The following is a 22,005-nucleotide window of genomic DNA, read 5'->3' on the forward strand; positions in this document are numbered from 1 at the left end:
TTGTACCTTTGCACCCGCAAATCAGGAACACCACCTGACAAGCTAACAGAAAATGAGTTCTTTGAAAGATTTACATAAACAGAAGTAGTACAAGAAGCGAGTACTTTTCGAAGTACTTGGGTAAATGAACAAACCGTTTCAATTTCTTGAATTTGGATAGTTGTTCTGAGACAGATACATTTCTATTTTAAATAGAATAAACAAACAATTTTTTACAGTGAAGAGTTTGATCCTGGCTCAGGATGAACGCTAGCTACAGGCTTAACACATGCAAGTCGAGGGGCAGCATGATCGAAGCTTGCTTTGATTGATGGCGACCGGCGCACGGGTGAGTAACGCGTATCCAACCTTCCCTATAGTAGAGAATAGCCCGGCGAAAGTCGGATTAATGCTCTATGTTGTATTTAGAGGACATCTGAAGAATACCAAAGGTTTACCGCTATAGGATGGGGATGCGTCTGATTAGGTAGTAGGCGGGGTAACGGCCCACCTAGCCGACGATCAGTAGGGGTTCTGAGAGGAAGGTCCCCCACATTGGAACTGAGACACGGTCCAAACTCCTACGGGAGGCAGCAGTGAGGAATATTGGTCAATGGACGGAAGTCTGAACCAGCCAAGTAGCGTGCAGGATGACGGCCCTATGGGTTGTAAACTGCTTTTATATAGGGATAAAGTCGGGGACGTGTCCCCGTTTGTAGGTACTATATGAATAAGGACCGGCTAATTCCGTGCCAGCAGCCGCGGTAATACGGAAGGTCCAGGCGTTATCCGGATTTATTGGGTTTAAAGGGAGCGCAGGCTGATGATTAAGCGTGACGTGAAATGTAGCCGCTCAACGGCTGAACTGCGTCGCGAACTGGTTATCTTGAGTGAGTTCGATGTTGGCGGAATTCGTGGTGTAGCGGTGAAATGCTTAGATATCACGAAGAACTCCGATTGCGAAGGCAGCCAACAAGGCCTTTACTGACGCTAAAGCTCGAAGGTGCGGGTATCGAACAGGATTAGATACCCTGGTAGTCCGCACGGTAAACGATGGATGCCCGCTGTTTGCGATATACTGTGAGCGGCCAAGAGAAATCGTTAAGCATCCCACCTGGGGAGTACGCCGGCAACGGTGAAACTCAAAGGAATTGACGGGGGCCCGCACAAGCGGAGGAACATGTGGTTTAATTCGATGATACGCGAGGAACCTTACCCGGGCTTGAACTGCCAGCGAACGATTCAGAGATGATGAGGTCCTTCGGGACGCTGGTGGAGGTGCTGCATGGTTGTCGTCAGCTCGTGCCGTGAGGTGTCGGCTTAAGTGCCATAACGAGCGCAACCCTTTTCTTTAGTTGCCATCAGGTAATGCTGGGCACTCTGGAGATACTGCCACCGTAAGGTGTGAGGAAGGTGGGGATGACGTCAAATCAGCACGGCCCTTACGTCCGGGGCTACACACGTGTTACAATGGGGGGTACAGAGAGTCGGTGCATGGCAATATGCATCTAATCCTTAAAGCCTTCCTCAGTTCGGATTGGGGTCTGCAACCCGACCCCATGAAGCTGGATTCGCTAGTAATCGCGCATCAGCCATGGCGCGGTGAATACGTTCCCGGGCCTTGTACACACCGCCCGTCAAGCCATGAAAGCCGGGGGCGCTTGAAGTCCGTGACCGCAAGGATCGGCCTAGAGCGAAACTGGTAATTGGGGCTAAGTCGTAACAAGGTAGCCGTACCGGAAGGTGCGGCTGGAACACCTCCTTTCTGGAGAGAACAAGTATCTGAAGGTTTGATTTCAAACCCAGTGCTTCTTTACTACCAATGTTTATTAATATAAGAGAAGTATGAGGCTGGGCAGAGGAACCCCCTCTGACCAAAATAGAGTCCTATAGCTCAGTTGGTTAGAGCGCCACACTGATAATGTGGAGGTCGGCAGTTCAAGTCTGCCTGGGACTACTCAAGGTAATTGTCAATTATCAATTTTCAATTATCAATTCTCGTTATGGGGGATTAGCTCAGTTGGCTAGAGCGCTTGCATGGCATGCAAGAGGTCATCGGTTCGACCCCGATATTCTCCACTAAGTACAGACAACCTCTGAAATTTAATGTTTCATGTTTAATGTTTAATGTACAACGATCTTTGACATGTTGATACACAAGAAACTGTAAGTAAAAGACTTTGTTTTTAGAAACTGAGTAGATTTTTTCTAAAATCTCAATTACAGCTGATAGTATGAGCTACTTCACATTAATATTTAATCTTTAATGTTTAATGTTTAATGTAAGTAAATAGGCGAAAGAAAGTTAGGGCGTCTGGTGGATGCCTTGGCTCTCGGAGGCGATGAAGGACGTGATAAGCTGCGATAAGCCTCGGGTAGATGCAAATAATCTTTGATCCGAGGATTTCCGAATGGGACAACCCAGCTGGCTGAAGGCCAGTTATCTACACCTAAGTGTAGAGGCAAACGCAGGGAACTGAAACATCTTAGTACCTGTAGGAAGAGAAAATAAACTAATGATTCCCCCAGTAGTGGCGAGCGACCGGGGAATAGCCCAAACCGCATGTGTAGCAATGCATATACGGGGTTGTAGGACCACGCCGTAGTACTTGAATCGTGAGGAGAATCTTCTGGAAAGTTGATCCAAAGAGGGTGAAAGGCCCGTAACCGAAGCGAGACGAGACTTAGTGGTATCCTGAGTAACGCGGAGCACGAGGAATTCTGCGCGAATCTGCCGGGACCATCCGGTAAGGCTAAATACTCCCGAGAGACCGATAGCGTACCAGTACCGTGAGGGAAAGGTGAAAAGCACCCCGAGTAGGGGAGTGAAATAGTACCTGAAACCAGACGCCTACAAGCGGTCGGAGCTAGTTTATCTAGTGACGGCGTGCCTTTTGCATAATGATCCTACGAGTTACCATCACCAGCAAGGTTAAGTATTTAAGATACGTAAGCCGCAGTGAAAGCGAGCCTGAACAGGGCGTCAAGTTGGTGGGGGTAGACGCGAAACCGAGTGATCTACACATGGTCAGGATGAAGTCCCGGTAACACGGGATGGAGGTCCGCACCGATAAGCGTTGAAAAGCTTCCGGATGAACTGTGTGTAGGAGTGAAAGGCCAATCAAACTCGGAGATAGCTCGTACTCCCCGAAAGGCATTTAGGTGCCGCGTCGGATGGTCACCGTGAGAGGTAGAGCGACCGATAGGTCAAGAGGGCTTCACCGCCTATCGAGACCTGACGAACTCCGAATGCTCACGGTCTGCAGTCCGGCAGTAAGGGCATGGGTGCTAAGGTCCGTGCCCGAGAGGAGAAGAATCCAGACCGCCGTCTAAGGTCCCGGAATCCTGTCTGAGTTAGTCTAACGAAGTCTGGTCTCGATGACAGCTAGGATGTTGGCTTGGAAGCAGCCATTCATTCAAAGAGTGCGTAACAGCTCACTAGTCGAGAGACCGGGCGTGGATAATAATCGGGTATAAGACAGGTACCGAAGGCGCGGGATAGCATTAAAAAGTATCGGTAGGGGAGCATTCTTGCGGCGCTGAAGCCATCGGATGACTGGTGGTGGAGCTTCAAGAAAAGCAAATGTAGGAATAAGTAACGATAAGGGGGATGAGATTTCCCCCCGCCGAAAGACTAAGGTTTCCCGGGCGATGTCAATCACCCCGGGGTAAGTCGGGTCCTAAGCATAAGCCGAACGGCGAGGGCGATGGCTGACACGGTTAATATTCCGTGACTTCCATAATGGGCGATTTGTGGTGACGGAGCAGTGACACTGCCGCGCGGCGACGGATGTCCGCGTTGAAGGATGTAGGCGTTGAGGAGTGCAGGCAAATCCACACTCCGAGCTGAACTCTGACAGTACAGGATCCTCTTCGGAGGAACTTGATAGCGCAGGTAATCAGACTCCCGAGAAAAACCGCTAAGCTTAACCATTATGGAACCCGTACCGCAAACGGACACACGTAGTCGGGTAGAATATACTAAGGCGTTGAGAGATTCGCGGTTAAGGAACTAGGCAAACTGACCCTGTAACTTCGGGATAAAGGGTCCTCCAGTAATGGAGGCGCAGAGAATAGGTCCAGGCAACTGTTTAACAAAAACACAGGGCTGTGCAAACTCGAAGGATGAAGTATACAGCCTGACACCTGCCCGGTGCTGGAAGGTTAAGAGGAGATGTCAGTCGCAAGATGAAGCATTGAATTGAAGCCCCAGTAAACGGCGGCCGTAACTATAACGGTCCTAAGGTAGCGAAATTCCTTGTCGGGTAAGTTCCGACCTGCACGAATGGTGTAATGATCCGGACGCTGTCTCAACCGCGAGCTCAGTGAAATTGTAGTATCGGTGAAGATGCCGATTACCCGCGATGGGACGAAAAGACCCCGTGAACCTTTACTACAGCTTAGCACTGACCTTGGTCATCGGATGTGTAGGATAGGCCGGAGGCTTTGAAGCGGGCGCGCCAGCGTTCGTGGAGCCATCCTTGAAATACGGCCCTTCTGCTGCCTGAGGTCTAACTTGCGATGCAAGGACACTGTTTGGTGGGTAGTTTGACTGGGGTGGTCGCCTCCAAAAGCGTAACGGAGGCTTCCAAAGGTGCCCTCGGGCCGATTGGTAACCGGCCTAATAGAGTGCAATGGCATAAGGGCGCTTGACTGGGAGGCAGACATGCCGAGCAGGTAGGAAACTAGGGCATAGTGATCCGGCGGATCCGTATGGAAGGTCCGTCGCTCAAAGGATAAAAGGTACTCCGGGGATAACAGGCTGATCCCCCCCAAGAGCTCATATCGACGGGGTGGTTTGGCACCTCGATGTCGGCTCGTCACATCCTGGGGCTGGAGAAGGTCCCAAGGGTTGGGCTGTTCGCCCATTAAAGTGGCACGCGAGCTGGGTTCAGAACGTCGTGAGACAGTTCGGTCTCTATCTATCGTGGGCGCAGGAGTCTTGCGTGGTGCTGACACTAGTACGAGAGGACCGTGTTGGACAGACCTCCGGTTTACCGGTTGTACCGCCAGGTGCACCGCCGGGTATCCGAGTCTGGATTGGATAAGCGCTGAAAGCATCTAAGTGCGAAGCCAGCCGCAAGATGAGGACTCCATTGAGGGTCGTCATAGACGATGACGTTGATAGGGTGCAGGTGTAAAGACGGTGACGTCAAAGCCGAGCACTACTAATTGCCCGAAATCTTTCGCTTCATGCTGATATTATCAGATGTAGTTGTTTCTGAAATGAGCTTCTACACAGTTTTCTTGTGTGCAATTGTCAACCTTATACGTTGTCATTGATTTGGTTGTTGATAATGTTCAATGGTCAATATTCAATGTTCAATGAACGAACTATTAGGTGGTTATTGCAGTGGGGTCCCACCTCTTCCCATTCCGAACAGAGAAGTTAAGCCCACCTGCGCCGATGGTACTGCAATGCAATGCGGGAGAGTAGGAAGCCGCCGTCTTTTTAAAACGCGAAAGCCCTGAGTTAGCAATAACCCAGGGCTTTATTTAATGTTTAATGTTTAATGTTTCATGTCTCAAACTGCAACGCAGCTTGTAGCTCCCAGCGCCGTCACAATCGCCGTTGCGATTGATGCAATCATCTGCACGATAAACTTTAATGTCTCTTTCTTACTCATAATCTCTTAATGTTTAATGTTTAATGTTTAATCTTTAATGTTTAATGTTTAATGTTTCATGTTTTAGGCACGGATTTACACGGCTCTCTTTTAGAGAAACACAGCTGTTCTTTTTCATTGATAACATCCGTGTCCTTTTTTTTAAAAAAGGCCGTGTCGCTCGGCTTTGCCGCTTGGCTCGTCCAAGAATCCGTGCCTAAAAACTAGTCGCCGATCGGTTCGTTGTGGTTTCCACCGTTGCCACCGATATTACCACCGTTGTCGCCGCCTGTCGAAGGATTGCTTGGCTGATCGGGATCCTCAACCGTACCAGGATCGGTACTGGTTACACGCTTCACCTCCTTACCATCGCGGTCGTAGCAGGTAATCTGGATGGCTGTACCTGCCAGCTCCTCCTTCAGATCTACGGCTGGAGTGAAGATTATACGTCGACTGGTTACCAGTCCCGCTTTCACCTCATCAACCTTGGCCACACTCTTGGCGCGGATGCCGAATCGCATGGTTCCCAAACCTGGCAGCGCAACCGAGTGACCCTCAGTGGCCCACGCCTTAATCACCTCGCCAGCTGCATCCCAGCATGCCTGCATAATTCCCTTGCTAACTCCGCTGCGCAGAGCAGCCTCCTTAATCACCTTCTCCTGACTGAGCGAGGTGTACAACTCAGGCATCATGATGTAACGATAAGTTCCCTCATACTTGCCAATCTTCTGCAACTTTTCCTGTGCTTTAACTTTAAGTGCCATAATTTTTAGTGTTTAGTTTGTGTTGTAAATAAAATTTTAATGTTTAATGTTTAATGTCTCATGTCTCCACTCTGATGTTGATTTTGCGGCCACACGTAGAAAATTTCCTTAGTGCACGTGGGAGATATTTTTTTCGCGTGAGCGAGCATCATCGCTATCTTTGTTTTGACGATGCAAAGATACGAAATTTTCAAGCGTTTTACAAATTATTCTTCAAAAAAGACACAAAAAAAAGCACGCTCGAAAAAAAAGTGCTATTTGGTACAGATGGCAGATGGCAGTTTTTATTTCGAGCATGCACCTTACTAGCGTTTTTTGAAATTTAATAATAATATAATATATATATTATATTATTATTAAAATATTATATATTATAAATTTTACTATTGCTGGTCTGCTAGCGACAAGGGTGCAAAAATAAAACTGCCATCTGCCATCTGTACCACTTTACAGAAAAATAGTAGGTACTTGATATAATAAAATGCCTATCAGATGCGTTATACTTTTTGGGGGGTGTCTATATAGACACACCAATTATTCTAACTGATAACCAATAATTATAAAAATGAAACAGAAACAAGAAATTGCGCCCTTGTTGCAACACACACTTGACGTAGGGCGTTGTTGTGCTACTGCAAAGTCGTGGGGCAGCAGTGATCTCTTTGGGAAAGTATTCCAATTTTACAGTTTAACCTGTGTGGCCGCTAAGACGATGGACGAGGTTGAACATGAGATGCATGGTACCATGCTAAATCTTTATCCGATGGATTATAGTTTGCTATCGGTTGAGGTAAAAGGTATGCTTTCTATGTGGGATCAAGTAATGAGCATTTCGCCTATTCTGAAACATCGTGATTATCTGAAGTATCCGCCTGTTGAGTTGGATGATATTCAATCTGTGCGAGATAAGTACAAGGGGGTAGAACAGCTGGTTGATGGAGGCATGATAAGCGGGCTGTTTATCGATTTATGTGATTATGTGTACAAGATGTACGACATTATCCGCCTTGGCCTGAACACTATTTTTGAAAAGTTGTGTAATTTGGCTCGTGATGTTAAGATGCTTGAGGAAAACAGTGAGCTACGTGTTAAGCGCTGGTTGTGTATGGAGCGTACATACAAAGAGGTAAGCTGGGAGAACGACAGAGAGAAGTTCTTGCGAGCGATTAATCACTACGTTGCAATGCACGGAAACACAAAGCAGACGTTAGAAAACTTTTTGCATTATGTTGATGTTATAGCTGTGAACCGCCAACCTAAATTGCTTGGATTGCTTAATGAGCACTATCTAAATGGTGATAACTACGTGATGTTTGTTTTTGCAAATCGTGACCAGTTTACTAACGATGACATTATACGTCACATGACCTTTCGTAACTGTCGTAAACTGCTGTTGCAGCAGATAGAACACTTTGATTTGCAGCAGCCTGTGCCTGGCGCTTATGGCGATTTGTTTACGTGCCGTGCGGCTCAGGAACTTACCGAGCTGCTTGTGCCAACAATAGCTACTTATGTGGATTTTAAGCATGGCTACCAGTATGCGGCTTGGGCGATGGCCATGATGGATATGAAACTGATTCATGCCGATAAGCGTAACAGCGTTCAGATTATGCATTTTGTAAATAAGCATTTTGGCGAGCAGATTGATTCGGCAACCACGCTTTCCCGATGGACGGGCAAACTATTTGGCGCTCGTTTTGGTACGCTTGATATATGCAATTTGGAAAAATCTGGATATACTATCGAAGAATTTAATAAAATGCAAGATTTCTATTGGCATTCGCTCAGCATTATAAATAAGGTGCTGGGGCGTAATCTCCAAACCGAAAACTTTGCTGCCTATCTCTATAAGGAACATAGTAATGTACCCGACTTAAAGAACTATATTGATAACGGAAATGAGCAGTTTCTTGATCGACTAGAAACCTTGAAGCAGGCTTTGAATGGCATGCAACCGTAACATATAGCAAGATACCCCTTTTGCAGCCTTGATAGCAAAAATGGTTATTGGCGGCTGCAAAAAGGGGTGTTTGCTAAAGCTTTGTTAACTTTGAACTGATTCCTACAATTGTTTTTGCAGTTGTTGAGTGATTGTGTAGTTTGTTGGCTGCAGGAAACAAACCTCCTTTTTATTATGAATTAATTTTGCAATCGCATTCAAAAAGCAAAATTAATTTTTTAAGCGTATGAAGTATAAAGTAATTATTAATGAGTTAAAGGAAACAGCCGATCCAAACGTGTTGGCATTCCTAAAAGATGTAGAGAACAAGAAACGGTTGAGTTGCAAAGATCGTCAGTACTACCTGACTCGTTTGCACGAACCAGGTGTTGACGAAATTATTGTGAATGATCACATCCCGGCGATTATCCGTGTGGCTTATTCGTACAGCCAGAAAACCAAGAAACTTACTTTTCTTGATTTGGTAGGCGAGGGTGTAGTGGGTGTTTACAAGTTTATCGAAAGGTATAAACATCGTAAAGGTGCCAACGACCGCCTGCTCCGTCGGTATGTCATCCAAGCCATTCAGCGTGTTATCTGTAAACAGGAGTGCCCGTTGGCCTTCTGTAGTTTCGACGAGGAAGATCCACAGCTTTATAAAGATGCTGCATCCGACTGGGCATTAGCTTCACGACAGAATCTGAAGGTGAAGGATGTAACGGCTAACGAGCGAAATGCCTACGGTGTAAGGGTGAAAAGATGCTGTGCCAGTTGCATGTTTAAGGATATGACGAGGGCTACAGCCACGCGCTACTGTACGAAAAAAGAGCATAAGGTGAATCCTCGCGATGTGTGCGACTTGTGGAAGATGGACGAACTGTTTGCGAATTTAATTCCCGGTGCTAAAACCGATAATAATAACTATTAATTTTATTTACATTATGAAAACAATTATTTTGAGGGTGAAAAAGTGCGGAGTAATGACTACCGTGCAGAGTGAGAAATCGGAAAACGGCATGCTTAACAAGCGCACGTTGGTGCTTCAGGAGCTTGGTGGTAAGTACGAGAATAGCTATGTGGTAACCACACTTGGTAACCTGGCTACTATCGAGTTTGCCGAGGGCGAACTGGTGATAGCTAATCTGCGATTCCAGACTCGTGAGTATAACGGACAGGCGTTTATGGATGTAATTGCAAACGAAATTTGCAAGATTAAAGATTAAACATTAAACATTAAACATTAAGATTAATGAAGGACAGAGTAAACAGAACAATTTCGATTAATGGTATGCTGGTAATCAGCAAAACCGAGAGTGGTCAGGAGTACGTACAGTTTTTGCCAAACAATCCTGTGGTAGGGCAGGTTGAGCCTTTCTCGGGTTTGGCGCGCGCCCAGCTGTTAAGTAACGGTATATTTGATAGTATGCGAAAAAAGACGCGACATCGAGGTAAACCTGTATTCAAGGGTATGTGGTCGAGCCTTTCGTTTGCAGCCGACGGCTATGATTATATCATCTTCAAGGTGCCTAACAGTATGCGCTATATGCTGCATAAGATATTGCAAAGAGACGTGAATAAAATCATCTCTTACCTGAAAAAGGAAGGATGGAGTAAGTGATTTATCATGTTACTTATAACGCGAAGAGGCAGAAAATTGCCTCTCGCGTTAATAACCGAGAGGAGTTCCTTGCCATCCGCAATAGTGCCGAAAACCTTGAAAACCTCGCAAAGGCGCGTGCAGGCGACGAAAAAGCCAAGGCAAAATTGGCGCAGTTTGCCTACAATTTAGGTCATGCAGAGGGCCCGTTGGCGGGCTGCAAGAGCATCGGTAGCTACTTTTTCCATGATATCGACTGCTACAATCAGGACGAATCACAGAAAATGGCTCAGCAAATACTCGCAAAAAAGGATGAGATAGGGCTAAAGATGCTGGAGATGAGTGCCAGTGGCGGCTACCATCTGGTTTGCAGTCGTCAGTTAGGTACCACCATCCTCGAAAATCAGGTGCGTATAGCCAGTATTCTGCAGTTGGAGATGGATACCAATACCCATGATTTGCAGCGCGTTTCGTACAGTTCGAGTGGTTCGCCTGATGATCTGATCTATCTGGATGACGAACTGTTTGACGAACCGATGAGCATCCAGGAATGCGAGGCCGAATACACTCAACTAAAAGAACGTGAGCGTCAAGGGCTCGAAGATGTTCCTCCATCAGCTAAGAAGGCTCGCAAACATTACAAACCTTGGCTGGAGGTTTTAGCAACGCATAAAGAAAAAATCCTAAAGTCCTGTGGTCCGTTGCAAAATAAACCCATCGACGACCGCATTAGGTTTATTGCCGATGGCGTGATGAAGGAGAAAGGACTCGAACATTCCGATTTCCTGGATGCAGGTGGCCGACACACTACGGTAAAGGTGTTTTTGAGTGGTGCCACACAGCTGCTTACTAAGGCAGAAACCAACGGAGTACTGGCTGTGCTGATGCCCGAACATTGGAACGACGATAACATTCAGCAACTGGTAACTGATTTCTACGCTAAGTACACCAATCCTAACCAGAAACTGCTGAAGTTCCAGGAGCAGCTGTTTGCGCAGAGTTTACGACTGCGCCACATGGAATGCCCCCAGCCAACACAAGATGTAGATCCCGATGCACCCAGTTCCGAACTCTCTCGGATATTTGCCAGCAGTCAGCCTCCACAGCTGCCCTCGGTGCTGCCCAAACTGGTAAAGGCAGTAACCTGCAACACGCCGCAAAAGTACAAAGCCACGGTGGCACAGGCCATGTTTCCACCTCTGATGTCATATCCTCGAAAGCTAAGCTTTGTGTATATCGATAATCAGGTTCGTGAACTTCGCGCCAACTGTCTGATAGTAGCCGGTACGGGTTCGGGTAAAGACTCGAGTACCAAGCAGCCGCTCGCTCATATCATTGCCGATATGAAGCAGCGTGATGAGGAGAATCGCCGTCGTCTGAAGGAGTTTAACGACGAGTATAACTCGAAGGCCGCCAACAAGCAGAAACCGCAACGTCCCGACGATCTGATTATTCAAACCATCAAGAGCGATATTACCAAAGCAGCCTTGGTGCAGCGTATGGACGAGGCGCAAGGTGCACCGCTCTATGTGCGAATAAACGAGTTGGAGCAGTGGGATAAGATTGAGGGCGCTACTGGTCGCGGCAACCAGTTTACCACCCTGAAGCTGTGCGACGATGAAGGTAACGATTATGGAACCGATCGCGCTGGTACTCAGAGTGTAACAGTGTCGGGTAGTTTGCATCTTAACTGGAATGCCAATACCACCATCGCCAAGGCCATCAAGTATTTCCGCTATGTGCTTACCGATGGTCCTATCTCTCGCCTTTGCCTGGGTACTATCCCTGAGGATGAGATTGGAGCCGAAATAGAGGTGTTTGGCACTTACGACGAGAATTACGACTCAACCCTGAAGCCTTTTATCGAGAACCTAAAAAAGAGTACGGGTGTTATCGATTGCAAGGAGGCCAAACGGTTGGCTCATAAGCTCAAGGACGATTGTGCCGATTTTGCCCGTCTGTCGCAGGATCGTGTTTTCGACAACCTCTCGCACCGTGCCCTGGTGATTGCCTTTCGTAAGGCTTGTCTGCTCTATGCCGCTAATGGTATGAAGTGGGAAAGGAGCATCGAGTCGTTCTGTCGCTGGAGTCTGTTCTACGACCTCTACATTAAGATGGCCATCTTTGGCGACCTGATACGCCATGCCGATGATGATATGCCAACATCAAAGCGCGGCCCTCGTAGTTTGCTTGATTTGTTGCCCAGTACGTTTACCATCGATGATGCCAAGCAGGTTCGAATAAAACTTGGTATGGACACCGATAAAACAGGCAATATGGTCAGCACCTGGAAAAAGCGTCATTATGTGGTACAGATGGCAGATGGCAGTTTTAAAAAAGCGTCAAGTACATTAAAACATTAAACATTAAAGATTAAACATTAAACATTAAACATTATGACTACAACACCTAGAGGAATACGTAATTGTAATCCACTGAATATCCGTCGCAGTGCGGCAAAGTGGAAGGGGCTTTGTGCCCAGCAGAACGATGCTTCGTTCTGTCAGTTCGAGAGCATGGAGTGGGGGTGGCGAGCTGCCTTCTGGTTGCTTACCCGCGTGTATTACCACACCTACCGATTGTTTACCATCCGTAAAATCATCACCAAGTGGGCGCCGCCTATCGAGAACCACACCGCAGCCTATATCCAGAGAGTGTCGCAGCTCTCTGGTATCGGCCCCGACGAGCCCATCGGCATCCCCAGCGATCGCCCCGCCCGTTGGATAAGCGTGGCCCGCGCCATGGCCATCCAGGAAAACGGCACCGCCCAGATTGATGATTTCGCCATGCTAAAAGGCTTTGACCTTTGCCGCCAAGACGCCAAGTAGACTAAAAAGTTTGAGAGTATTGATGATAGCCGAATGTGGCGGGGCTTTATGCGCTGCCTCTTTCGGCTATTTTGCTTTTAAGGTGATGAGCCAAGGATTTGGCTTGTCGGTGGAACCGAAAAGGGTGGCTTTGTCACCGATGGCGCTGAAACGGCGCAGCTGCAAGTAGTCAGGATGGCCGTCGGCATCGGTGTCGTTGAAGGTGATAAGCGTGCACCAGCCAAGCTTGAGGTAGCCAGCGTTGGCATAGGTGAACGGAAGTTGTTGGCGCTGTGCGCCTTGAACGCTGTCACCTTGTACGGTGATGCTGTCGCCAGGGGCGAGAAGGTACATGCCTGAGTCGGACGAGTTGCCTCGTTCTTCGAGGGTGTGATTGTGTCCAAACAGTAGGACGATGTCGTGTTTTTGGGCGGCACGGCTAAGGGTATTGAACCAGCGTAGCCCGCCGGGGTTGTCATTACGAGAAGCGTGAATAGGCACGTGTGACATCACGATGATTGGGTCGTGACCGCTTAGGGTGTCAGCCCATGCCGCGAAGCGGGCGGAGGCCGATTCGGCTGAAATGCCGTAAGGGTCGGCTATGTCGATACCATTGTAGGCGCGCAAGCCGCCAGATGGTAGCAGTGGCATCGGCATGGTACTATCATTATTAGCAGATGGAGGATTGTTGCCTGGAATGTTATCACCTTGCTCATCGTAAAGAGCTACTGCAGCTCGTGTCAACGAGTCGGTAGCATAAGCCATTTGAGCGTAGCTGATACCATAGATATAATAGCCATCGCATCGATGGGGACCACTAAAGAAGGCTGAATAGTCATCGGTGCAGTTCCGGTCATGTGAGCCGTAAGTAAAGAATATCTCTGTCTTGTTAGGATTAAGTGATGAGAAAATCTCTGATCGGAGGTCGGCAAGTGTGAAGGCTGGTTGTCCTGTATCTCCTGCATCAGGACCACTGCCTACGTAGTCGCCTCCGAGCAGCACAACACTTGGAGTAACAATACCATTGCGGTTGGCAACCTTTTGAATAGCTGCTGCCAGATTGTTGCCATTGCCCGCCTCATGACGGTCGGTCGCGACAAATAGCGAGGTAGTTTTACCTTCCCAAACAGGTGGATTGTCTTCCGTAGCACAAGCAGTTATCATCACGATACTGCAGATTGCCGTAATAGCAAGTAGTAAATCTTTCTTCATCTTTAGATTGTTTTATGGCGCAAAGATACAAAAAATATTGGGAATGGCCTCACGGCTGTCCCAATATTTTTCTAAAACGTCCCGCAGCCTATATCCAGAGAGTGTCGCAGCTCTCTGGTATCGGCCCCGACGAGCCCATCGGCATCCCCTGCGATCGCCCAGCCCGTTGGATAAGCGTGGCCCGCGCCATGGCCATCCAGGAAAACGGTACCGCCCAGATTGATGATTTCGCCATGCTAAAAGGCTTTGACCTTTGCCGCCAAGACGCCCAATAGCATATCTAAGATATGAAAGCACGCAGGGGATTGTGGGCGGGGTGCGCACGAATGTGGCGGGGCTTTATGCGCTGCCTCTTTCGGCTGGAACTACTGTTTTAGCAGGGCTTTGCCGTACTTGTACCACCAGTAAACAGAATTGTAGAGTGCGTAAACACGCTCTTTGAAGAAGTCTGGATACTTTGGTGTTAGCTCTTCTGCATTGTAACCTGCAATGACACAGATGAAAGAGAGGTCGGCCTCGATGTAATCACACCATTTGTTCTGACCAAGACACCAGCCGAGGATGTTATCAAACTCGGCTTCGCTTTTTGGCAACTGCACGTGCACGACAAGGTGCGGCTTGTCCTGCTGGTACAGGAGCCAATAGGAACCATGTCCTTCGATGTGTTTCAACTCTGCCTTGAAGGACTCGAAGGCAACATGCTTAGGCTTTAGCCCAGGCTTCTGTAGGCGTGGGAACAATACTAAATCACTTTTTTCAATCTTTCTGATTTCCATCATCGTAAATTTTTAGTGGGTTAAACAATCTCACTCACATCATTTTACCACCGATGCCTACGACAGTTGGCCGGTTGGTGGGCAAATTGTGCCACTCTTGATGCAATTATCTGCTGCAAAGATATGGATTTAATTCGGAATGAACAAATGTTTTGAAGGAAATGTTTGTTTAGAGTGAGCCGTAGGCTTAGTGTTGGCAAGTGCTTGCTGGACTATTAAGTACAGATTTTTCTTAAAAACATACTACTGTTAACAATATTTAAGGGTGGGGTACTGATGCCAGCGGTACCAATGGCTGGGATGTCCAAAATAAATAATCACCCCCATCATATCAAAAACATTCAGCGAGAGCCACCCCGTGACCCTCGCTGATGTTTTTTATGAAATACACTCTTAGTCAGCAATGATGGTAAGACCCTCACGGGTTGTAACATTACGATCGTCACAACGCCAGTGGATGGTGAACTTCTTGATGCCCCACGACCTGGCGTAGCTCTGCAGGATGTCGACATTTTTAGTCATGATTTCCTTCGATGCCTTGACGATATAGCCGATGGTATTCAGACTGGTAGCCGTCTTGTCGGCTATCCTGAAGGTGCTGGCATAGAGGTCGGGGAAGGCATTGCGGATGTTCGACTCCAACTCGCCCTGCGCACCTACGATAGGCGAAGATACCCACTCATCGATGGTGATGTACATGCGCCACGACTGCATGGCACGGTTAGGCTCCAACAGGTTGTGCGTATAGGTGGCATCGGCATCATTGTTGTATACATATTTGCGTGGGGCATTCTTATAGCCGTCCTCTTTCTTATATACATGCATCAGCACAGCTGTCTGTGGCGATGATGTGATGTTGACGGTATACTGTCCTGATGGATTATCCACCGACCAACATATCTCCTGACTCACATCGGCATCGTTCACCAGGATGGCAGCAGGCATCTGATGACAGTAAGAGATACGATCGCCTACTTTCTCGTAATACTGCGGCAGTGCCCCCGTATAGGTCCACGCCACCTTCGTACCCACCGTATTCTTCTTCACACCCAGCTCCTTGGTGGTTTGCGACATGCCCACCGAGAACGATGAGCCGTTGGTAGTACCCACCGAGTAGCTGCCGCCAACGCTAAAGCTGCCCATAGGCCCCGCGGCATTAGCTCCACCGCTGGCACCCCAGGTGATACCCACCGTCTCGGTGGTAGAGTGCGACGTGCCCGTGGTGACGGTAGTGGTCGACGAGTTATTGTCGGTATTAGGTGCTGCAGCCTCCAGGTGTATGCTGCCGCTACCAGTAAGATCCATCGAGGTGTCGTACTTCGAGAGGAATGCCCCATACCAGCGGTTATACTCGCCGAAGTTGGTAGCGTTGTACCAATAGTCCTCCCCTCGTGTGGGGTAGAAGATCTTTGATCCGTTGCGATTACCCATACAGAGGGTGACATTCTGTTTCAGGTAGTAGTAGTCCTTGTTGGCATCGATGTTGTGTACGCCCCACGAGCTGACCTTCATGTTGACGCGGTTGTTGCGCCGCTTTGTCGAGGCATCATCGTCGGTAAAGCAGATACTACCGTTGTAGGTGAATGTCTCGCTGGCATTCATCAGCTCGTTGATGTTCGAGCTGCCGCTGGCGCGTGTCATAGAGCGACGTGCAGCAGCCTGCTGGTAGCTCTTCTCTGTGTCGTTCAGCCACTGTGCAGCAGCATCGGCCAGCATACCGCTGATGGCAGCTGTACGTGTCATCTTACCGGTCACCACTTGTGGATCGGTGGAGTTACCGTTTTCGTCGCTCTCACTGACGTACGAGGTGAAGTTCTCTACAAACGGTTCCTGCATGAAGTAGTCGTTCGATCCCAGGATGATCATCTCGGCAAAGGGGGCATTCATGTCCATGTCCTCGTCGTCGGCTCTGGTTCTGGCCACACGCTGCATGTTGGCCATGCGCATCTTCATACGCTCCAGGCGTGGCGAGCTTTGTGCGGCTTCGGCAGCCTCTTCGCTGGTAATGTCAAACAGCTGCTCTATGTCGGCCTCTTCGAGTGCAAGCAGCGACAGCAGATAGGTCAGTCCGAACGCGCCGGCCTGCTCGTTAGTGGGGTTAGTGAGACATATGTAGCCACCATCCATGGTGAGTCGTACTGCTGCCTTCATCACCTCGGGGTCTAACGCTGCAGCCATGTTGTCGAACATGCTACCCGACAGTATCACCATGCGGGTGTCGGCATCTATGCTGGCCGTGGTTTTAGGCAGTCGCTTCACGAGCGATGCACCGGTAGTACCCTCGTCGAATGTGCCAATCACGGCAGTGGGTACGTCGGCTGTCACCAGCACGCCCATCCGGTCGGTTGTAGGCTCTTTAGCCTTGTTGGATTGCACACCGCTCGACACGTCGGCCACGATAGGATTATCGTTCTGTACACATGATGTGGTACTCAACCCTGCTACCATTATCAGAGTGAGCATCAGATAATAAGATCGTTTTGTTTTCATCTTCCAAATTGTTTTAGGTTATTATATCTTGCCGCAAATATACGCACTATTTTCCAAATTTCCAAATGTTTTTTGATAAATTTTAATGTTATCTGTCCTTTTCTTGCGTCCCAAAGGTAAGAGTGGCTAGCCCACCTCAGGCATACAAAAAGCATATCTAAGATATGAAGCACGCAGGGGATTGTGGGCGGGGTGCGCACGAATGTGCGGTAAAAAAAATTTGTAGCCAAGTCTCTTATAGGGCGAGATGTTTTAAATCAAGAGTTTGCAGGGATTGGGAATAATATTCCTGTTTCGAGGGAGGGGAAGTGTGGAGTTTTGCATAACTTTGCAGCCGAATTCATAGGCTAGTTTAGTTTTCAGTGATGGCACAAGAAGTAAATAACGGCTATAGACATATCTTGCCGATTCAGATTCGATTCAACGACGTGGATAAGTTTGGCCACGTCAACAATACCGTTTATTTTCAGTTCTACGATACGGCCAAGACCGAGTACTTTGCCACCGTTTGCGAGGATGTGGATTGGGAGCGCGTAGCCATTGTGGTAGCGAAGATCGAGGCCGACTTCGTGTCACAGATCAAGGCAGGCGACCATATCGCAGCGCGTACGCGTACGATGAAGATTGGCAATAAGAGTTTCCATCTCGAACAGGACATTATCGATGTTGATACCCTGGAGGTGAAGTGCCGTTGCGCTTCAGTGATGGTGCTCTACGACTTGGAACATCATCAGACCATGCCCTTCCCAGAGGCCTGGCGCCAGGCTATCCGTCAGTACGACGGACTGGAGTGAAATTGTGTAGTTCACCATCATCAGGTTGTCGTCATATGCCATTATCTGACGGACAACACCATCACCGGCATCTTCCCATTGACTGTCGGAGGCAATTTGGAAGGTTTCACTTTTCATATTCATCTTTAGAATTTTAATGTGAATTCATCCTGGATATCGCTGTTCTCTACTTCGTAAGTCAACACATGCCTATGGGGACTCTTATTTTCAATTTCGGGTGATTCTACTGACACCCTTGCATATTCTTGATTCATATATTTCACTGTATATAATATATATCATTATTATCGGTGACAAAGGTACAAAAAATATTGGGAATGGCCTCACGGCTGTCCCAATATTTTTCTAAAACGTCCCGCAGCCTATATCCAGAGAGTGTCGCCTAAAAATATCGAGAGGGATGAGCTTTGCGGCTCAACCCTCTCTTTGTTTTCGTTGGTATAGTGTTAGTAGTAGTAAAGTTGTAGTTCCCAATTATTGGTAAAATCATCTTTTTCACCGCAAATATACGTAATAGTTGGTAATATTCGTCGATTAATGCTTAATTATTAACATCTTTTTACTATTTTGCACCCTATTATTTTGTTGGGTGCCAAAAAATGTTGTATCTTTGCACCCATCTAATTAATCTTTTTGCAATTAAAACTATAGGTATGAAAATTTTTAAAACATGGATTACCGCCGCAGTGCTTTTTGGCGGATTGCTGTTAACAGCTTGTACTAACGATGACAACCCCAGTGGCAGCTCGGCCGGTAGCGTTGAGGAGCAGCTGCGAAAAATGACCCTTCGTGAAAAAGTAGGTCAGATGTTCTACGTGCGCCCCGAGGCCCTCGACACCACGATACACTGGAGCAGTTTCGAAGAACTTTCGCCCTACAAACTGCAGCAGATTAACGATTGCATGGCAGGTGTGGTTAAGAACTATCCCATAGGTGGCATGATACTCTATGCCTGGAACATCGAAGATGAAAACCAACTCTCTTCTTTCATCTCGCAGATACGTGCTCTCAATGGTAGTCCGTTGCTGTGTATCGACGAGGAGGGCGGTCGCGTGTCGCGCCTGGCCAACCATCCCAACTTCAATCTGCCCAAATATGAGTCGATGGAGTCGATTGGCGAAACCGGCGATCCCGCCAATGCCTACGAGTGCGCTAACACCATCGGCACCTATCTTACCCGTTATGGTTTCGACATCGATTTTGCCCCAGTGGCCGATGTCAACACCAATCCCGACAATGTTGTGATTGGTAAGCGCGCCTTCAGTAGCGATCCGGCTGTGGCAGCATCCATGGTAACCAGCTACCTGCAGGGGCTGAAAGATGCTGGCATCACGGGCTGCATCAAGCATTTCCCCGGACATGGCGACACCACTGCCGACACCCATTACGGCTATGCCAAATCTATGAAGACCTGGGACGAGATGATGGATTGCGAGATGGTAACCTTCCGTGCAGGTATCGCCTGGGGCTGCGAGCTGATTATGACTGCCCACATTGCAACCCCCAACGTGACTGGTACTGATGAGCCCGCCACCATGTCGCCCGTCATCCTTAAGGATAAGCTGCGTGGCGAGTTAGGCTATCGTAACATCATCGTTACCGACGCCATCAGCATGGGCGCCATTACCAAGCAGTACACCAACGCCGAAGCCGCTGTGGGCTGTATCAAGGCCGGTGCAGATATCGTGCTCGATCCCCGCAATCTGGTCGAGGCCTTCGATGCCGTGATAGCCGCCGTTAACGATGGCACCCTCAGCGAGGCCCGCATCAACCAGAGTGTTCGCCGCATCCTAACCCTCAAGCAGCAAATCCGCAACCGCACCAAGTAACTTTGGAAATCACATAAAACGAGAAAGAGGAATGAGCATCGCTGCTGATTCCTCTTTATGTTTTTTACAAACCACCAAAATATTTATTATCATAATTTTGCTGGTTGCGAAAAAAAGTGTTACTTTTGTGGCCGAATTAAACTGAACAGAAAAATTGCAATAAAAAACTATGCTCGAATATACATATAATTATAAGTTGCATATTGCGTTTCAAAACCTGATGGAGGATTATCGCGTGGATGCCTGGAGTGGAATACATAAATTATTCAGCTCTTATAGAGATGTGTTGCCTTGGATATACCGCGATAAGCGTCGTTATAAATTTGAAAACGTTGGTATCAGTTGCCCGGCAGATGTGAGCGATTTTCTACATCAGTTCGGAAAAAAATATAAAGCGTATATCAGCCAACATGCTGTAGATTTTGAAGCCCAATCCGAAAAGGAACTCATCGAAACTGTTAGTATTTTGTTTAGGAATGAGCTCGAAAAGCAACAGCTGTACGACGCTGACGTAATCGATGCACTGCGTGCCATTTACCCAGATTACACCTTGTTTGCACGCGACTTGCTGTACTATCCTTATCAAGTGTGTAATATTATATTTGTATATAACGAGAAATACGCATTAGCCTGTTTGGATATGATATTAAACATCTGTTCAAAGATTAAGGAAACTTTAAAGGCTCGTGCCTTATTTCATGGGAATTACGATGATTTTGTTGATGCCGTAAAATGGCTTTCTTATTATCGGGATAATAATAATGTGCGTTTGGTTCATTTTGCCAATATCACCCCCGATAAGGATTCTTTGCTGAGACATGCGTTCGAGGAAACACTGTCTCGATATGATAACAAAACCCAAAGTGTGATTGTAAAAGGTGAGATTGATTATCTTGAGTTCATGTGTTTTCTAAAGAACGAAAATGAATTATTCCGTTTGTCTCGTGTGGGAATAGAGCGTTTTCAGCAATTAAAAAAGTTGTTGGCCGATTTCGAACCTATATATCATAAGATACTCTTTGATAATACAGATAACGTACGTTACAATCTCTGCAAGTACCAGTTCCACTTTCTTAGTAACGATGATGTCGAATTTGTTAGTCAGTTCTACGGCAAACATCATCATTATCCTATGTTCTACATCTTGTGTAGGTATTTTAATACCACTACCAATAATAATGCCAAGATTTTTGCATCGTACTGTGGCTTGGGTGATGAGGCTACGCTGGCAGCAGCTCGCAGTAAGTTTTCAAGAGAGAGAATTCGACAAATTATTGGAATTAAATCGTTTGCCGACCAGGATTATAAAAACGTGATGAATCCCCAATGGTGGCAGCCGTATAACCTGTCGTTTACTGGTGTGCTAACCCCAAAAATGTCGCAGTTTAAAAATATTTCCCGCCGTGAGCATTTGTCTATCTCGTTTAACACCTATGCCTGCTTGGCTAACCTATTTCAGGATTCGCGAGTATTGCATTTTACAACCCGATATACTGATATAGGTATAGGCAAAATCTCTGCATATATCAATGGGAACCAGCCATTCCATACTTGTATTTACGATGCTAAGTATTTAAACTTTAATTTCTTTTCGGCTTTTGAAGATTTCGAAATCATGGTACGCAAGTACCGTAAAAATACCGATAAGATATCATTACTCCCCTTTGTAAGCAATCCCAAATATTGGAGGGAGGGTAAAGTGATTAGTGCCGATAGTGTTGAGCATTTTTTGTATGTGTTCGAGTGTATCATCAAGGATTTCTGGGGTGTCAGTGTCCAAGATCATTATGTGCAGTTGCCTGCCAACCGCATTGATTACGCGGAGATATTCTATAACATTATCAAGGATAACGGTAAGGGGATGTTTGTTAACGATATCTTTGCCCGCTATAAACAGCTTTATCCCCGAAGTAAATATAAAACCCCTTTACAAATCAAACCCTATCTGTTCAAGGATGAAAGGTTGATAAATATCGGTAAAACAACCATCTACTCGCTGGTCGAGTGGGGCGTTTTTTCTGGTTCATTGTTCGACTTGGTTGTAGATGTGGTGGCCCAGTCCGATAGTCCTGTCCGCGTGCGCGATTTGATTAGCCAGGTACTCGAGCGCCGCCCCTCATCCACTAAACGTAGTGTAGAAAATATAATCTATCTTTGTGTAAAAGATGGACGTCTGGTTAGAGTTGGTAAGGCATTGATTGATATTCCCTAA

The 22,005-nt window shown here is 47.2% G+C and carries 15 protein-coding genes, 2 tRNA genes, 3 rRNA genes and 1 riboswitch; of the genes, 15 read left to right on the plus strand and 5 right to left on the minus strand.

Annotated features, from left to right (window positions below; translation table 11 throughout):
* The first annotated feature begins 214 nt into the window (after nt 1-214).
* The 5 genes from PRU_RS03230 (at nt 215) to rrf (ending at nt 5,429) form a co-directional block, all read left to right on the plus strand.
* Nucleotides 215-1,744, plus strand: a 16S ribosomal RNA gene (locus PRU_RS03230).
* 118 nt (nt 1,745-1,862) lie between these two features.
* Nucleotides 1,863-1,936: transfer RNA gene (locus tag PRU_RS03235), tRNA-Ile, on the plus strand.
* A 48-nt stretch (nt 1,937-1,984) separates the two neighbouring features.
* Nucleotides 1,985-2,058 (plus strand) — tRNA-Ala (locus PRU_RS03240).
* A 215-nt stretch (nt 2,059-2,273) separates the two neighbouring features.
* Nucleotides 2,274-5,171: ribosomal RNA gene (locus PRU_RS03245) — 23S ribosomal RNA — on the plus strand.
* A 145-nt stretch (nt 5,172-5,316) separates the two neighbouring features.
* Nucleotides 5,317-5,429, plus strand: a 5S ribosomal RNA gene (gene rrf / locus PRU_RS03250).
* The 16S, 23S and 5S rRNA genes sit together here with 2 tRNA genes alongside, the layout of an rRNA operon.
* A 75-nt stretch (nt 5,430-5,504) precedes the next feature.
* Here the strand turns inward: rrf and PRU_RS15985 are convergent.
* Nucleotides 5,505-5,606 (minus strand): smalltalk protein, encoded by a 102-nt coding sequence (locus PRU_RS15985; RefSeq protein ID WP_177168200.1) that lies wholly within the window; start codon nt 5,604-5,606, stop codon nt 5,505-5,507.
* Between the two features lie 203 nt (nt 5,607-5,809).
* Nucleotides 5,810-6,349, minus strand: coding sequence for an HU family DNA-binding protein (locus tag PRU_RS03255; RefSeq protein WP_013065199.1), 540 nt, complete (start codon nt 6,347-6,349; stop codon nt 5,810-5,812).
* A 565-nt stretch (nt 6,350-6,914) separates the two neighbouring features.
* Here PRU_RS03255 and PRU_RS03265 point away from each other — a divergent pair.
* From PRU_RS03265 to PRU_RS03290, 6 genes are all read left to right on the plus strand, one after another.
* Nucleotides 6,915-8,309: a hypothetical protein gene (locus tag PRU_RS03265; RefSeq protein ID WP_143040169.1), complete on the plus strand. Its 1,395-nt coding sequence runs from the start codon at nt 6,915-6,917 to the stop codon at nt 8,307-8,309.
* 226 nt (nt 8,310-8,535) lie between these two features.
* A complete protein-coding gene (locus PRU_RS03270; protein WP_013063993.1) occupies nt 8,536-9,216 on the plus strand; it encodes a sigma factor in 681 nt (226 codons plus the stop codon).
* A 13-nt stretch (nt 9,217-9,229) separates the two neighbouring features.
* On the plus strand, nt 9,230-9,511 hold the full coding sequence (locus tag PRU_RS03275) for a DUF3127 domain-containing protein (protein ID WP_013064622.1): 282 nt from the start codon (nt 9,230-9,232) through the stop codon (nt 9,509-9,511).
* A 26-nt stretch (nt 9,512-9,537) separates the two neighbouring features.
* Nucleotides 9,538-9,906, plus strand: a complete 369-nt coding sequence (locus PRU_RS03280) for a 2OG-Fe(II) oxygenase family protein (RefSeq protein ID WP_013064851.1) — start codon at nt 9,538-9,540, stop codon at nt 9,904-9,906.
* Nucleotides 9,903-12,248: a hypothetical protein gene (locus PRU_RS15195; RefSeq protein ID WP_013065563.1), complete on the plus strand. Its 2,346-nt coding sequence runs from the start codon at nt 9,903-9,905 to the stop codon at nt 12,246-12,248. The genes PRU_RS03280 and PRU_RS15195 overlap by 4 nt, the downstream gene beginning before the upstream one ends.
* Before the next feature lie 33 nt (nt 12,249-12,281).
* Nucleotides 12,282-12,713: a hypothetical protein gene (locus PRU_RS03290; RefSeq protein WP_013063671.1), complete on the plus strand. Its 432-nt coding sequence runs from the start codon at nt 12,282-12,284 to the stop codon at nt 12,711-12,713.
* Nucleotides 12,714-12,779: 66 nt separating this feature from the next.
* On the opposite strand, the gene PRU_RS03295 is transcribed toward PRU_RS03290, so the two are convergent.
* On the minus strand, nt 12,780-13,856 hold the full coding sequence (locus PRU_RS03295; protein WP_177168199.1) for a metallophosphoesterase: 1,077 nt from the start codon (nt 13,854-13,856) through the stop codon (nt 12,780-12,782).
* Between the two features lie 62 nt (nt 13,857-13,918).
* Here PRU_RS03295 and PRU_RS03300 point away from each other — a divergent pair, with 62 nt between their 5' ends.
* Nucleotides 13,919-14,179 carry a hypothetical protein gene (locus PRU_RS03300; RefSeq protein ID WP_013064593.1) on the plus strand — a complete coding sequence of 87 codons (261 nt, stop codon included), beginning with the start codon at nt 13,919-13,921 and terminating at the stop codon, nt 14,177-14,179.
* Between the two features lie 90 nt (nt 14,180-14,269).
* On the opposite strand, the gene PRU_RS03305 is transcribed toward PRU_RS03300, so the two are convergent.
* Both PRU_RS03305 and PRU_RS03310 read right to left on the minus strand, forming a co-directional pair.
* On the minus strand, nt 14,270-14,683 hold the full coding sequence (locus tag PRU_RS03305; protein ID WP_013065375.1) for a hypothetical protein: 414 nt from the start codon (nt 14,681-14,683) through the stop codon (nt 14,270-14,272).
* A riboswitch (SAM-I-IV-variant riboswitch) is annotated at nt 14,679-14,789 on the minus strand. (Overlaps the previous gene by 5 nt.)
* 284 nt (nt 14,790-15,073) lie before the next feature.
* Nucleotides 15,074-17,170, minus strand: coding sequence for a hypothetical protein (locus tag PRU_RS03310; protein WP_041385607.1), 2,097 nt, complete (start codon nt 17,168-17,170; stop codon nt 15,074-15,076).
* 365 nt (nt 17,171-17,535) lie between these two features.
* Between PRU_RS03310 and PRU_RS03315 the strand changes: the two genes are divergently transcribed.
* The 3 genes from PRU_RS03315 to PRU_RS03325 all read left to right on the plus strand — a co-directional run bounded on the left by PRU_RS03315 (nt 17,536) and on the right by PRU_RS03325 (nt 22,005).
* The gene (locus PRU_RS03315) at nt 17,536-17,964 is read left to right on the plus strand and encodes an acyl-CoA thioesterase (RefSeq protein WP_013064489.1); all 429 of its coding nucleotides are present in this window, start codon (nt 17,536-17,538) and stop codon (nt 17,962-17,964) included.
* A gap of 653 nt (nt 17,965-18,617) precedes the next feature.
* A complete protein-coding gene (locus tag PRU_RS03320; protein ID WP_013065062.1) occupies nt 18,618-19,793 on the plus strand; it encodes a glycoside hydrolase family 3 protein in 1,176 nt (391 codons plus the stop codon).
* A gap of 169 nt (nt 19,794-19,962) precedes the next feature.
* Entirely contained in the window at nt 19,963-22,005 is a 2,043-nt protein-coding gene (locus tag PRU_RS03325; RefSeq protein ID WP_041385608.1) for a hypothetical protein, read from the plus strand.

It is taken from the genome of Xylanibacter ruminicola 23, from assembly GCF_000025925.1.
Taxonomy (GTDB): Bacteria; Bacteroidota; Bacteroidia; order Bacteroidales; family Bacteroidaceae; genus Prevotella; species Prevotella ruminicola.

Bases quoted from the DNA above. Each gene is read 5' to 3' on its own strand.
- PRU_RS03275 (WP_013064622.1), top strand. From the start codon at position 9,230: ATGAAAACAATTATTTTGAGGGTGAAAAAGTGCGGAGTAATGACTACC.
- PRU_RS03315 (WP_013064489.1), top strand. From the start codon at position 17,536: ATGGCACAAGAAGTAAATAACGGCTATAGACATATCTTGCCGATTCAG.
- PRU_RS03270 (WP_013063993.1), top strand. From the start codon at position 8,536: ATGAAGTATAAAGTAATTATTAATGAGTTAAAGGAAACAGCCGATCCA.
- PRU_RS15985 (WP_177168200.1), bottom strand. From the start codon at position 5,606: ATGAGTAAGAAAGAGACATTAAAGTTTATCGTGCAGATGATTGCATCA.
- PRU_RS03300 (WP_013064593.1), top strand. From the start codon at position 13,919: ATGGCGCAAAGATACAAAAAATATTGGGAATGGCCTCACGGCTGTCCC.
- PRU_RS03325 (WP_041385608.1), top strand. From the start codon at position 19,963: ATGCTCGAATATACATATAATTATAAGTTGCATATTGCGTTTCAAAAC.
- PRU_RS03305 (WP_013065375.1), bottom strand. From the start codon at position 14,683: ATGATGGAAATCAGAAAGATTGAAAAAAGTGATTTAGTATTGTTCCCA.
- PRU_RS03290 (WP_013063671.1), top strand. From the start codon at position 12,282: ATGACTACAACACCTAGAGGAATACGTAATTGTAATCCACTGAATATC.
- PRU_RS03310 (WP_041385607.1), bottom strand. From the start codon at position 17,170: ATGAAAACAAAACGATCTTATTATCTGATGCTCACTCTGATAATGGTA.
- PRU_RS03265 (WP_143040169.1), top strand. From the start codon at position 6,915: ATGAAACAGAAACAAGAAATTGCGCCCTTGTTGCAACACACACTTGAC.
- PRU_RS03295 (WP_177168199.1), bottom strand. From the start codon at position 13,856: ATGATAACTGCTTGTGCTACGGAAGACAATCCACCTGTTTGGGAAGGT.
- PRU_RS03255 (WP_013065199.1), bottom strand. From the start codon at position 6,349: ATGGCACTTAAAGTTAAAGCACAGGAAAAGTTGCAGAAGATTGGCAAG.
- PRU_RS03280 (WP_013064851.1), top strand. From the start codon at position 9,538: ATGAAGGACAGAGTAAACAGAACAATTTCGATTAATGGTATGCTGGTA.
- PRU_RS03320 (WP_013065062.1), top strand. From the start codon at position 18,618: ATGAAAATTTTTAAAACATGGATTACCGCCGCAGTGCTTTTTGGCGGA.